Genomic DNA, 13342 nt, shown 5'->3' with positions numbered 1-13342 from the left:
CCGAGAATATAGCGGGATAAAATGCTTCATGTAATATGATAACCAGATTACCATTTAGCGACACATCCACAGTATAACATAAATACAATGCATTTGTTATATGTTTCATAAAATTATATTGTATAAAATCAAATTAGCCTAAGGTTTAACTTCATCGTCCGGGAGGTTCCGGATATCCCGAAATATTCGAATCCAAGCTTGTCATATAAGCGGACGGCCGCCTGATTCTCCGGATCTACACTAAGAGAAACCGATGGGTATCCATCGGATACGGCTTGCTGGATGATAGCCTGCATTAGTCTGATTCCCAAGCCCTGCTTTCTATAGCCGGGCCGTATAGCGACACCTAATTCCGGGGTTTCAGCATCCACGAATCCATAGCCTTGGTTCGTCTCATCAAACAGTCTGTACCAGGCAGCACCTGCGGGCTGGTTGTCAATCAGAGCGATTAGCGCCCTATCACCTTCTTTCCCCCACTTCTCGTTGTACTTCACGATATCCGGTGAACTCAGCAGTTCACTCCTGGAGGGCTTCCCTTGTACTATATTGATTGACTCATAATGCATATCCATTAGAAAATCGTATTCCTGCGGTTCCATAGGTCTAATACTTATCATCGAATCACCTCTCTGCATCTCATACAAGACTAGGCGCCGATCTTATCTTTACAACTTCCCGGCAAGTTCGTATACTTGAAGAAAGCGCATTAATTGTCAATGACTTCTCTCACATGTATAACTGTAACTTACTTTGCACAGTCATGCAACAGCAAGGAGGAAGAAACGATGGATGTCAACGCGCAAGTCCGTGACCCGCGGGAGCATGTCAACGAAGAGCCCCGTAATGACCTTGGCGACCTGATGGCCGGTTTTTTTGGAATGACAGGATTTATGACCGTAGTTTTCTTCGGGATGGTTATCATCAAGTTTATTATGTCCGAATAAAGCTGCAGGCAGCAGAGCAACACCGAAGTCTACGCATAAGCTAGATGCATACGGAGAACTCATACCAAACAGCGGCGGGGCCAGTGACTTCAATGTCCGGGTCCCGCCGCTGTTTGTGTGCGGGCAGAGCAGCTCTTATTTCTGCTGATTTGAATGGTTGAGTAACGCAAAATCCTGCACCAAATACAACATTCCCTTCGCTTAAGCGGCCCAAATCGACAAACACCCCGTTTCTTATGCTCACAAGTTGCATTCCTTACAACATTCAGGCCTCTTAAGCAACAAAAGACGGACCACTCATAACCTCCGCAGCCAGTAAGCGGCGGGATTATAAATGATCCGTCCAGTAATATATATCATGCAGCGGAATTTATCTTACCGTACCCCGCTGATTGTCCCCATGGAGCGGAATGACATCCACAAACGGGGCGATCCGGTCCATCAGCCGCTGGCCTTTGTAGACTTCTTCGCCATCCTTGCTGGTCATGCTCAGATGCTTCTCCAGCCCATCCAGCGGATAGTTCGAGGTGTAGAAGGTCGGCTTGCGGTTCATCCTGTAATTCAGGATCGCACCCAGCACATGGTCACGGGCCCAGGGATTCAGGTTCTCGGCACCGATATCGTCAAAAATGAGCAGATCGCAGTTTTTCATCGTATCTACCATTTCCTTAAGCTTCTGGTTGTCCATCATGATTAGCTTCAACTCTTCAATGAAGTCGGGCATGTACACAATTACGCCGCTGTGACCGGCAATCGCAAGCTCATGGAGCAGATAGCACATCAGGAAGGTCTTGCCTGTCCCGAAGCTGCCCTGCAGGTAGATTCCCCGGGAAGTCAGGCCCTCTGCCCGCACAGTTGCAATGTAATCAAATATCCGGTTCACGGCACTGGCCCGCCGGGGGTCCTTGCCCATAATGTCCATCTCATCATATCCGCCGTTCAGCACACGCTCATCCACATAGAAGCTGCGGATCCGCTTGCGGATGTTATCCTGGTTATCCTGCGCGATCTTCAGCTTGCAGGGTGTCTTGCGCTCATACAGATCAGGTATCCCGTTAACAGTCTCCACTGTAAGCTTGCTGTAGTGTCCCTGGAAATCATTCGGACAGTTCTCAAGGCCCGGACAGTTCTTGCAGTGGCGGTCCTCCTCGACATACTGGTAAAGCCGGCTTAAATGCAGCCGCAGCCGTGACTCATCCAGCTCCGGATGATCAGCCTGAAGCTGCTTGACCAGGGGATTATTAAACAGTCCCTGCTCCAGATCACGGGAGCGCTGGCGCAGAGCAGAATTGTTCATCGAACGCAGCACTTCGCCCATAGACTCCATCGCCGCACCTCGCTTTCTTTAGGGCGTTCTCAGGACGCCCTTTTTCTTACTTGCCTTAATCTCGGCCGCTTTCTTCATCATCGCCGCGAATTCCTCATCCGATACGGTCCCGGCACTGCCGTCATCCAGCACAATCGGGATCTCCGGCTTGCCGGAACGTCCGGTATTCTTCGTATATGAACGCTGGCGTGTTCCCGCCGCGGCCGTGCCGGCAGAGCCGGAAGCCGCTCCTTTGCCCTTCACCTTGGACTGGTCGCGGATATAACGCACAGCCTTCTCGTAAGTATTCACCTGCTTGACCAGCATGTTGGAGGCAATGGCCTCGACGAAATTGCGGTTCATCCGCTGGTCGCCGCCGGAGGCCACCATTGTCATCAAATAGTGAATCAGTACATTGATGACTTCACCGTTCAGCTTGTAGTTCAAATCGATCTTCTCGAAGATATCCATCAGCTGGCCCGGAACAGCCCCGGGGAAAAACGTCTGCAGCAGACGTGTATAAGGTTCGTTGCGCAGCATCATATTATATTGGTGAATGTCGCATTTGGACATAAATTGCGGAGGCACTTCTACATAGAACTCCATTTCGACAGACTGCTCCACCGGCGCACCGGAAGGATCACTCTCATCAGCGGCAGCAGAGCGCAGCGACACCACCTTGGCAGCGGCGATCTCACGTTTCTCCTGGCGCTTCATATCCTGGCGGAAATGCTGGCTGGCCTTGTACTGCAGTGTATCCAGAATCACCTCGCCATCCGGCGTGAAGACATCGTCCTCGTCCAGCAGGCGGCATAGATCCTGCGGGCCAAGCTCGTACTTGCGGGCCACATAATTAATAACGCCCATCTGGTTATGATCAAAACGCAGCTTCTCCACATGCGCACGGTTGACCGACTCACGCGGGAACCGCAGAATGATGTCACTGTAGCCGATATTCGGCTCGCCGCCATCAACCGTTCCCGGCTGACGCACGGTAGCTACCTCGGCCAGCGCCTGCTCCAGTTCGTAATCAATGACATGAGTATTGAGCTCAAAAATATCATAAAAGGGCAGCGAAATATTCTCTTTACCGACCGACCGCCGGCTCCATTCTTCCGGTTCCCGGTTCCAGAACTGCTCGCGCAGCGACAATACGGCGAATTTGCCGATCTTATCCCTGAGCAGCAGCGTTAAATGCTGGGTCGCAAAAAATTCCGACGGCGACAACGGCGGCATTAATTCGTACTCGTACATATAATCATCGTTCTCCGCGGCATAAATCCGGCAGGTCTGCAGCAGCCCCACCGCTTCCAGCCGTGAAGCCTGGTCAACTAAATATTTGCGGCCCTTCTCATTAGGCTCCACGCCCAGGGTCATAAAGAGCCTGCGCTGCTGCTCCACACCGGAATACCCGATGGATTCAGCAGGAATATGCTCGAACAGCAGTCTGTACAGGCTGATGGCAAAAGCGCCGACCATCGGCTGATAGACCGAACCGAGCATTCGTCCATCCACATGGCTTAGACCGAATTCGCGGGAAACGCAGTACCGATGATGTTCGGTGAAATGATGCAGGTTGCTCATACGCATCTGCGGAAAACCTCCCCCTCTTCTATACGAATTCATATAGATTTCTATTCTATCACAAAACACCCGGCCGGAAATGTAAAAAAAGGCCCAAAAAAGCTGCTTTTCCCCCTATTATCGACAGCTTTGTAACACTTGCTGATTCTAGCGGAAAAGATAAGAAAAAACGGCTTCCCCTTAGTTTTGAAGGAGATCAGCCGTTTGTTGTCTTGCCTGCTCTGCACATTCCTCAGAACATTTTGTATCCGCCCAGACGCAGCTTCTGAATGGTCCAGCCGCTCAGTACAGCACCGGCAAGGCCGGCTATACCGGTAAGATAGTCGACTACATGGAAGGTAGAGAGATGCTCCCATAACGACATGGAGCTCCGGTCCCAGATGGAGTAGACCACTACGGGAAGAATAACGATTACGAACAGGTATGCGGGAAACCACGTAGTCTTCATTAACATGTTAAGGATAAAGCCAATGCCAAACATCATGACAAAGAACAAAACGGCCAGAACAAACACTGGAATAAATCCCATCGTACCGCCATCCCCTCTCTCTATAAAGAACCGCACACCAAACCTTATTTAATAGTAAGTTTACTAGAAAAAATGTAGCGAAGCAATGAACATTATCGTCCAGTGGTTTGCGATCAGCGCAAAAGGCGGCTGCAGAGTTTGCTCTTGGCCGTTCGCATGCGATACAATGCAAATAGCAAATGGAAACGGCTGCAGCGTCTTCATAAGAACGGTGCACGTTTCTTTTCGGAAATATGTTTATACATATTAAACGTATGCAAATTTTAAAGGAGTGAGAACATGAACGAAGCCGCTTTGACACTGGAAGGCTGGTATGCCCTGCATGACTTCCGCTCTCTCAATTGGAATGCCTGGACGGCAGCCGATGATGAAGAACGCGCCGTTGCCCTGGAGGAGCTGCATGCTTTCATGCAGGAATGGGGGCCCGTGGAAGAAGCCAAGGAAGGCAGCTCCACCGTGTATTCCATCGTTGGCCAGAAAGCTGATTTCGTGATGATGTTTCTGCGGGAAAGCCTGGAAGCATTGAATGCGCTTGAGACTGCTTTTAACAAAATCGCCTTCGCCCAATATACTACCAAAGCCTATTCATATGTAAGTATTGTGGAACTCAGCAACTACGCCGCAGGAGGAACTGCAGGAGACGGCAGCGATCCGATGCTGAATCCGCATGTTGCCGCCCGGCTGAAGCCTATTCTGCCGCAAGCGAAGCATATCTGCTTCTATCCGATGAACAAGAAACGCGAGCTTGCGGACAACTGGTACATGCTCGACATGGACAAACGCCGTGAGCTGATGCATTCCCATGGCCTGATCGGCCGCGGATATGCCGGCAAGGTGAAGCAGATCATCTCCGGCTCCGTCGGATTCGATGACTGGGAATGGGGCGTGACCCTGTTCGCTGAAGATGCCCTGCAGTTCAAGAAGCTGGTCTATGAGATGCGCTTTGATGAAGTGAGTGCCCGCTACGGCGAGTTCGGTCCCTTCTATGTCGGCAATCTGCTGACTGAGGAATCGTTCGAAGAGATGCTGAAGCTCTAAAACGAAGAATAACCACAGTATATAAAGGGAAGTCTTCCTCACAGGAAAGCTTCCCTTTATTTGGACTTTTGCTATAGTAACAAGAAACTTGCTTATGACGCTGCTGTCCAATAAACGCAAATAGACCGCCCTCTCGCGAAGGTATGCGGTCTATTGGTCGTGTCCTATTCACAAATCTATATCCTCAATCGGACGTATTCTTACCTTCAGCCTCTTCGTCCTCATCATCGTCTTCCCCATCCCGCAGACTCTCCAGATATTCAGCCGTCGCCCGGTCACGGGCGCGGCCCTTATCCTTCAGGCGCTCTATGGCCGGGAGAATGAGAATGTCGATTTCCTTCTGGATATTGTAAGCCAGATCATAACGTGTCTGATCTTCAAGATAGGAACCGACCTCAATTAGAGCATTGTAGCGGTCCAGCTCCTCACGCGTGAGCAGTCCGCGAACTTGTACGCTGCAATGGCGCATCTTAGAGGAATCTTCCCTTCTTGAGTACCAGCGGAATGCCGCCGATAATGAGCAGGTAGCGCATGTCTACAACCTTCTTCAGCTGCGCCGCTGTCCAGCCCTTATAGGTCTTATCGCCCACTACTGCAATCCCCTGGCCTTTGCCCAGCGAGGCTACGGTGCCCTTGTTGCTGAACGCAAACTTCTTCGGCTGCTGGCTGCGGATGGCCGCTACAAGATTATGCGCACAGCATTCTCCCTGCTGCATTGCAATCTGTGCCGTTGGAGGGTAAGGACGCCCTTCCGGATTAATCATGAGGGAGCCGTCACCAATGATGAAGATATTCTCATGTCCCGGAGCACGCAGGTATTCGTCTACCTTCACACGTCCGCGCATGGCTTCGAAGCCGGCAGCTTCAATCAGACGGTTGCCGCGGATCCCGCCGGTCCATACGATCGTGGAAGCTTTGATTTCTTCACCGGTTGCAAGGATGACACCGCCAGGCAGGCATTCCTTGATCGCCACGCCGAACTTGAAGGTTACCCCCTTCTTCGTAAGCACTGTCATGGCATGCTCGACAAGCTCCGGAGCAAAGCCAGGCAGCGCAGTAGGTGCAGCTTCTACATTATAGATGTTGACCATACTTGGATCGACATCATATTCTTTGCACAGTGCCGGAATCCGGTCTGCCAGTTCAGCCACAAACTCAATGCCGCTGAAGCCCGCGCCGCCGACAACAAAGTTGATATGCTCTTGTGCATTATTCTCATTCTTGTATTTGGCAAATTGATACTCAATATGTTCACGGATCAGCCGCACGGAGTTAATGCTGCGGATGGTCAGCGCATATTTGTCGAGTCCCGGGATTCCGAAGGTCTCAGGCTCGCCGCCAAGTGCGATTACGAGATAATCATACGAGAGGGTTCCGTCTTCCAGAATAACCTTCTTCTGCTGGGTACGGATCTCCTGTACGGAAGATTTAACAAGATCGATTTTGAATTCATCGATAAGCTTGGAGATGGATACGCGGGTATGCTCGATGCTGTCCGTTCCTGCTGCTGGCATATGCAGATGGGTCGTGAAATAATGATACTCATGGCGGTTCACCAGGGTTACATCCGCTTCATTATAGTTCAAAGCTTTCTGCAGCCGCTGGGCGGTCAAGATACCTCCATATCCCGCGCCTAGGATAACAATTTTGGGAATACTGCTCATGTTCCGGCTCCTTCCAACAGGTGAATCTGTCTATGTGTTATTTTTTGTAAAAAAATTAGGTTTCTTTTGTGAATTTATACACTTAAATTCAGAAGAATTTCCAATAAAACTTAAAGGATTTCTAAAATAACCATATCCATTGTAAACCTTAGTATCGTTTTAATCAAATACAATCATACAACAAAATGTCACATTTTTCAGTGAAATCAAAGGCTTTGCAGCGGGGTGCCACAATGTTTATAATGAGTAGGTACGCAAGTATGGCAATTTGAAACTATCAACTCGGAGGTGTAATATTACGTGACACTAGAGCAATCCGTTCCTATGAGCGATCTCATCATCATAGGCGGGGGACCAGCCGGTATGTTTGCCGCTTTTTACGGCGGTATGCGCCAGGCTTCGGTAACACTTATTGAAAGTATGCCCCAATTGGGGGGGCAGCTTGCTGCTCTTTATCCCGAAAAATATATTTACGACGTAGCCGGTTTTCCCAAGATCACCGGACAGGAGCTGGTGGATAACCTTTCACGGCAGATGGAGCTCTTCCAGTCTGATATCCGTCTGGAGGAGAAGGTTGTATCTGTTGTGAAGCAGGACGAGCGCCACTTCATCGTCACCACCGATAAAGCTGAATATCACAGCAAAGCTATTATTGTCACAGCAGGTGTAGGCGCATTCGAGCCGCGGCGCCTGGAAGTGCCTGATGCGCAGCGTTTCGAGAAAGCCAATCTGCATTATTTTGTAAGCGATCTGAATGCATATAAAGGCAAGAAAGTGCTGATCAGCGGCGGCGGCGATTCTGCCGTGGACTGGGCACTTATGCTTGAGCCTATCGCAGAGCAGGTAACCCTGATTCACCGCCGGGATAAATTCCGCGCCCATGAGCACAGTGTCGAGAATCTGATGGCCTCCAAGGTCAATGTTATTACGCCATCCGAGATCACTGAGCTGCATGGTGAAGAGTTCATCACCAAGGTAACCTTGTCTCATATCAAGACCAAAGAAACGCAGGAAATCGAAGTAGACAGTGTCATTGTCAATTTCGGCTTCGTTTCCTCACTGGGACCGATTGCGGAATGGGGAATTGAGATCGACGGCAACTCCATTGTGGTAGACTCCCGCATGGAGACCAGCATTCCGGGTATCTTCGCCGCAGGCGATATCACCACGTATCCGGGCAAGCTGAAGCTGATTGCTGTAGGCTTCGGAGAAGCGCCGACTGCTGTGAATAATGCCAAGGTGTATATTGATCCGGAAGCAAAGCTGTCCCCGGGACACAGCAGTAATCTCAAACTCTAGGATTGCGTATAACCTAAAACTTACAATAAAAGGGTATCCTTTCAGGTTGATTCCACCTCAACTTGAAAAGATACCCTATTCTGTGTTACTTGCGGTTTGATTAATTCTGGGTGCTGTAAAGGTATGCTCTGATCTTTAGTGAAGAACCGCATGAACTGGAGAGTGTAAGTTCCGTTTGCGAATTTCAGCGAGTAGCAGAGCGATGAAATCATGCTCCAATTGCAGCTCTATCGCTCTATGATAAGAGTCCAGCAGCATCTCATCCGACAATTCAACCATAACGTTCACCTACCTTTCCTTTATTTGGATCTGAATCTATCATAGCAAACTATCATTATTCGAACAAGCGTTCTCATTATCCACAAGCTACTGTGGAGATCCTGTGCATAATATGTTAGTAAGGGTTGTAATGTCAGGTACTGCACGGTGGACTATGGGGATAATAGTTATGCACAGGGCAGATATCCCGCTTATCCTTAAAAATAATTTTTAGAATGTTCATAATTGGCTGGGATATTTATGTTCATATTACCTCGGAATTGACACGACTAAACGCAATATTAGCTTATTAATGTATTTATCGTCAATTATTAAAATTTTCTTAATCAATTTTCGGTTATTTTGGTCTTGTATTTACTTCCAGAATCCATATTTTCCCCCGCTGATCCACAGCATAATCGAAGCCCAGCTCACCGATGCCGGGGAAATGCCGCTCCAGCAGCTCAATGCAGACTAAAGTCAGCCGGCGCATCTCCGCTTTCTTGGCGGAGGTCCGGATTCTCGGCAGCGATCTGTTCAGTCCCTGACGGCAGCTGAGCATCGTTCCCCCTTTACAGAGATTAGTAACGAACAATCCCGGCCGGGCTACTCTGCCTACCATGGAGCGGAATTCCCAGTGATCGCCGTTTTTCACCACTTTGACCCGGTAATCAATCGGACGCCCGGAAATCCGGGCAAGGGAAATGCCTTGCTGGATCAAATATCTCCGCTTTACCTTGAAGCGGTCCAGCGCGTACCTCATCGAAGCAAAATCACGATATATACGTGTATTATGCATATACGTGAAGCCGTAACCCCTGTGATCCCGGAACACCTTGATCACCCCGTAGCCTCCGCCGCCGACAACCGGCTTAATCACAACATTCCCGTATCTTCCCAGCATCGCCAGCAGTCCGGCAGCACTATATTCCCGTGTTCTCGGAATGTAACCGGCAACCCGTGAATCGCTAAGCAACGCCGCGGTCTTCAGCAACTTGCTTGCCAGTTCTCTCCCCGCCATTTTTTCGCCCTCTCCTTTCGAATTCCCAGCCTACCCTATAGATTACTCACGAAAGACCGCACCCTCCTGTATGATTGTCCGTGGTAAGGGAGTCCGCAGCAAAAAAGGGCATATAGCCGCAAGGGCCGTATGTCCCGGTGTTCCGTTTATTCCAGAGCTGGAATATTCTTAAAATTCGTTGTATTATAGCCTGGAGGGGAGGGTTTCCTAATGGCACAGTTTTTTGAAATCCTGTATTGGTTTGCGATGGTCGGCATGTCTGTTGTACTGGCAGGAACCACGATACTCGTCTGCGCGCTGGGCTTCAAATTCATCAAAGACCGCCGCAGGGTTCTGGGCGCCGGCTGTATCGCCTTTTCCCTGGGGGCCGCTGCCCTGATCGTGTTCATGATTAATTTCAAATTCATCCTTCCGGCCTGAAGCAAAGCTCCCGGCAGCTATGGCAAAAGACATCCGTAGAGCAGACTGCCTTTTATCATTGCTGCCTTTGAGCGGAATCTCACGTATACATGCCTCATAGATTTGCCTGAGATACTATATTCTATGAATCCGTAAAGGGTTGGCCTGTGCCGATGGACAGCTTCATTAGCTGAGTCTTATCCGGCCCTTAACACCCGGCTGCTCTCCAAAATCCATCCCCGGACCCGCTATGAATATGCCTCCCGGCTTCAAACCTGCTTATCCTCCTCCGGATTTTCAAAATACCATCCATAATTTCACATTATCATCATTTTACACAATATACCTTAAATGGTTCTATGTTAGAATTAGTAGCGTGAATACTCGAAAAAAGGAGAATATAACGTGTCGAAACCTGTATACGGCAAACAAGCGGCTCCGTCCAAAATGATCGAAAAGAATTCCGGACCCGCATGGGCGCTCTGCATTGCCTTCATCCTGTTCCTGGGGTGGACCCCCTTCCAGGTTGGATTGTTCAACGGAATGAGAGTGGAATTTGAGAAGCCTATTTATATGGCTGCCTTGCTGAGCGGTCTGCTCCTGCTGGTCTGTGCTGTCCTGTACTTCAAGACCTTCAGGCTCGACGGGCAGCGAGATCTGCTTATCTTAGCCGCAATTCTGCTCCCGTTAACTTACGCCTTGTCCCTGTGGGGTGCCGCTTCGCATTATATGGCCATGAACATGCTGTTCACCCAATTCACTTATGTGGCGGTCTTCATTACCAGCGTGTATCTGCTCCGCCAGAGGCAGCTCAATAATGTTATTCAGCTGGGTATCCTCGCAATCGCTTATCTGATCGTCGGTTTCGGTCTATTGAACTGGCTCGGAAGCTGGAAGCTTGCCGGCAGTCTTGTAGGCTGGTTCTCGGATACTGTGGTCAACGGGAAGTACACTGAAGCGGTGATGACTGATTCGAATGGGCTTCGCCTGACTTCCATTTTCCAGTATGCCAATACATATGCAGCGTTCCTGATGGCTTTTCTGTTCGTCGCCTTATTCGCGCTGATCCGCTCCCGGAAATGGTACGGACGGCTGATGCACGGATTTATGCTGGTTCCCTTCATTGTCTCGCTGCTGCTTACCTTGTCCCGCGGCGGTCTGGTCCTGATGCCTGTAGTATTCATTATTCTGCTGCTCTTCCTGAAGCCTGTGCAGCAGATACTCTGGATTATTAATCTCGCCATTGCCGGCGTATTGTCTCTGCTGATTACGAATCCGGTAACCAGACTGGGCCTGGAGCTGAATACGGCCTTCACTTCCTCTGCAGCCCTTGAGGGCTGGGGATACCTGCTGGGTGCATCATTCTGCGCCACCGCTCTCTGCTGGGTTGTCCAGCATTACTTTGCCCCTTGGCTGAGCCGCAAGCTCGGCAGCACAGAATCACGCCGCTGGAGCGGAGTATGGATTCCTGTGGTATCCGTTGCCGGTGTGTTGCTTATCGCCTTCCTGTTTATCGGAACCCGTGCGCGTAATATTCTGCCGGAGAATATCGGAACACGGCTGGAGAATATCAACTTCAAGCAGCACAGTGTACTTGAACGCTTCACCTTTTACAAAGATGCCATGAAGGTGGTCAAAGATTATCCGTTACTGGGGACCGGAGGCGGGGGCTGGGCGTCACTCTATGAGCACTACCAGAACAACCCTTACCTGAGCCGCCAGGTCCACAACTTTTTCCTGCAGTACCTGATTGAAGTGGGCATTCTCGGCTTTATCGTGTTCATGGGCTTCATCCTGTTCATTTTCTGCAAGTATGTAAGAGGGTACCTGAAACGCGACAAAGACGATTACAATAACGGGTTCTTCTATCTCATTATCGCGTTGTCGATTCTTGTTCACAGCCTGCTTGATTTCAATATGAGCTATGCGTTCATGGGGATTCTGGTCTTCCTCGCTCTGGGAGGGATGACCGTTGTCATGGAGAGCAGACCGCTCCGTCTCAAGTGGAACAAGCCTTGGATCAGAGCCGGGTATTTCGGGCTGCTGGGAATCGGCACCGGGTATCTGCTGTTCCTGTCTCTGGGGTATATCAGTTCCAGCTCTGAAGCCTATACCGCCAAGAAGCTGGTCAAAGTCAGCCAATCCTATGAAGAGATCAAGGCCCCTCTGGTAAAAGCACTCAAAACCCGCCCGAATCATCCCGAATCGGCGGCTTATCTATCCATGCTGGATCAGCAGGTATTTACCCAAACACAGAATACACAGTTTCTGGACGAATCCTATACGGTGTTAACCCGCGCACTTGAAGGTGAGCCCTATAACAAAGATCTGCTATCCCAGCTGGCGAAATACTATGATCTGAAGGGCCAGAGTGAAGAATCTTACCGGGTGTATCTCGATAATGCGGACAAGTTCATGTGGGATATTAACTGGTATGATCATCTGATCAGCCGGACCTCGCTCCTTGGGCTGCAGGCCTATGCGAAGCGAGATGAAGCAGGGGAACAGAAGTATTTCAACAGTGCGCTGGCTTCCTACAAACATGTAACGGACGGCATTGAGCATTTGAAGACTCTTCCACCCGAGCAGCTTCAGGGCCGTGAATTCTTCGTTACCTCAACGATTGCTCTGAATGCAGGGCGAATCCAATCCATGTCCGGAGACGAGGAAGCTGCTGGGGCAACGGTGAAGCAAGGCTTCACCAACGGTTACGAAGACTTGACGGAGACCGCAACCCTCTGGGATACAGATTGGTACAGCGCGTTGATCGGCCGTTCCCAGGAGCTGGGAGCCGCAGCCTTGAAGCGGGCACTGGAGGCTTATGCACTGGGCCAGACGGATCTGGGGGATCAGGAGACGGTTAATAAGGAACGGTATTTCAAAACCGGTCTGGACGCTTATGCCCATGCGGCTGCGGATGAAGAATGGTTCAGTACCCTTCCGGCTGAAGATCAGCAGGGACGGGGATCGATGATTACTTCAGTTATGCTGCTGAACGCCGGTAAGATCCAATATTTATCGGAACAATGGCAAGCCGCCGCAGCCACACTGCAGCAAGGGCTGACTGAGGATTATAACGATGCCGTCAACCGGGAAACGGCCCGCTGGTACCTCGCTGTACAGCAGAGAACCCAGAGTGCCCAGGATCAAGCAGTGTATGACAAGCTGATTACGGCTGATCCGGAAGAAGCAGTCAAGATTAACGAAGTTGCCGTTATGCCGCTCTAACTGTACTATTTCAAATTAGAGAACAGTAAAAACAGGCTGTCCCAAAAGCTGTAAAATGGCTTCTGGGACGCC

Annotated in this window: 13 protein-coding genes; 5 read left to right on the top strand and 8 right to left on the bottom strand. The window is 50.1% G+C overall.

What is annotated here, in order from left to right:
• Positions 1 to 128: 128 nt before the first annotated feature.
• Positions 129 to 599, bottom strand: a complete 471-nt coding sequence (locus NYE33_RS10030; protein ID WP_340942531.1) for a GNAT family N-acetyltransferase — start codon at positions 597 to 599, stop codon at positions 129 to 131.
• 186 nt (positions 600 to 785) lie between these two features.
• Between NYE33_RS10030 and NYE33_RS10025 the strand changes: the two genes are divergently transcribed.
• Positions 786 to 944 carry a YqzM family protein gene (locus NYE33_RS10025; protein WP_144026185.1) on the top strand — a complete coding sequence of 53 codons (159 nt, stop codon included), beginning with the start codon at positions 786 to 788 and terminating at the stop codon, positions 942 to 944.
• A gap of 370 nt (positions 945 to 1314) precedes the next feature.
• Here the strand turns inward: NYE33_RS10025 and dnaI are convergent, their stop codons facing one another.
• The 3 genes from dnaI to NYE33_RS10010 form a co-directional block, all read right to left on the bottom strand.
• Entirely contained in the window at positions 1315 to 2271 is a 957-nt protein-coding gene (dnaI, locus tag NYE33_RS10020) for a primosomal protein DnaI (RefSeq protein ID WP_039306977.1), read from the bottom strand.
• A gap of 18 nt (positions 2272 to 2289) precedes the next feature.
• Positions 2290 to 3840, bottom strand: a complete 1551-nt coding sequence (locus tag NYE33_RS10015) for a helicase DnaB (RefSeq protein ID WP_042139801.1) — start codon at positions 3838 to 3840, stop codon at positions 2290 to 2292.
• Positions 3841 to 4066: 226 nt separating this feature from the next.
• Positions 4067 to 4363, bottom strand: a complete 297-nt coding sequence (locus NYE33_RS10010) for a YuiB family protein (RefSeq protein WP_039306983.1) — start codon at positions 4361 to 4363, stop codon at positions 4067 to 4069.
• Between the two features lie 279 nt (positions 4364 to 4642).
• Between NYE33_RS10010 and hemQ the strand changes: the two genes are divergently transcribed.
• Positions 4643 to 5401, top strand: a complete 759-nt coding sequence (gene hemQ, locus NYE33_RS10005; RefSeq protein ID WP_042139802.1) for a hydrogen peroxide-dependent heme synthase — start codon at positions 4643 to 4645, stop codon at positions 5399 to 5401.
• A gap of 184 nt (positions 5402 to 5585) precedes the next feature.
• On the opposite strand, the gene NYE33_RS10000 is transcribed toward hemQ, so the two are convergent.
• A complete protein-coding gene (locus tag NYE33_RS10000; protein ID WP_076247483.1) occupies positions 5586 to 5870 on the bottom strand; it encodes a hypothetical protein in 285 nt (94 codons plus the stop codon).
• A 1-nt stretch (position 5871) separates the two neighbouring features.
• Complete coding sequence (locus tag NYE33_RS09995; protein WP_039306992.1) at positions 5872 to 7065, bottom strand: NAD(P)/FAD-dependent oxidoreductase; 1194 nt, start codon at positions 7063 to 7065, stop codon at positions 5872 to 5874.
• Between the two features lie 324 nt (positions 7066 to 7389).
• On the opposite strand from NYE33_RS09995, the gene NYE33_RS09990 reads away from it, so the two are divergent.
• A complete protein-coding gene (locus tag NYE33_RS09990) occupies positions 7390 to 8364 on the top strand; it encodes an NAD(P)/FAD-dependent oxidoreductase (RefSeq protein WP_039306995.1) in 975 nt (324 codons plus the stop codon).
• 135 nt (positions 8365 to 8499) lie between these two features.
• Here the strand turns inward: NYE33_RS09990 and NYE33_RS09985 are convergent, their stop codons facing one another.
• Together NYE33_RS09985 and NYE33_RS09980 are read right to left on the bottom strand one after the other, a co-directional pair.
• Positions 8500 to 8643 (bottom strand): sporulation histidine kinase inhibitor Sda, encoded by a 144-nt coding sequence (locus NYE33_RS09985; RefSeq protein WP_042217282.1) that lies wholly within the window; start codon positions 8641 to 8643, stop codon positions 8500 to 8502.
• A gap of 337 nt (positions 8644 to 8980) precedes the next feature.
• The gene (locus NYE33_RS09980) at positions 8981 to 9643 is read right to left on the bottom strand and encodes a YheC/YheD family protein (protein ID WP_042139804.1); all 663 of its coding nucleotides are present in this window, start codon (positions 9641 to 9643) and stop codon (positions 8981 to 8983) included.
• Positions 9644 to 9853: 210 nt separating this feature from the next.
• Here NYE33_RS09980 and NYE33_RS09975 point away from each other — a divergent pair, with 210 nt between their 5' ends.
• Positions 9854 to 10063, top strand: coding sequence for a hypothetical protein (locus tag NYE33_RS09975; protein ID WP_042139805.1), 210 nt, complete (start codon positions 9854 to 9856; stop codon positions 10061 to 10063).
• Positions 10064 to 10447: 384 nt separating this feature from the next.
• On the top strand, positions 10448 to 13270 hold the full coding sequence (locus NYE33_RS09970) for an O-antigen ligase family protein (protein WP_341065623.1): 2823 nt from the start codon (positions 10448 to 10450) through the stop codon (positions 13268 to 13270).
• Positions 13271 to 13342: the final 72 nt, after the last annotated feature.

It is taken from the genome of Paenibacillus sp. FSL R10-2199 (genome assembly GCF_038000235.1).
Classification (GTDB): domain Bacteria; phylum Bacillota; class Bacilli; order Paenibacillales; family Paenibacillaceae; genus Paenibacillus_AQ; species Paenibacillus_AQ phytohabitans.
This window is presented reverse-complemented; position numbering and strand designations above follow the sequence as displayed.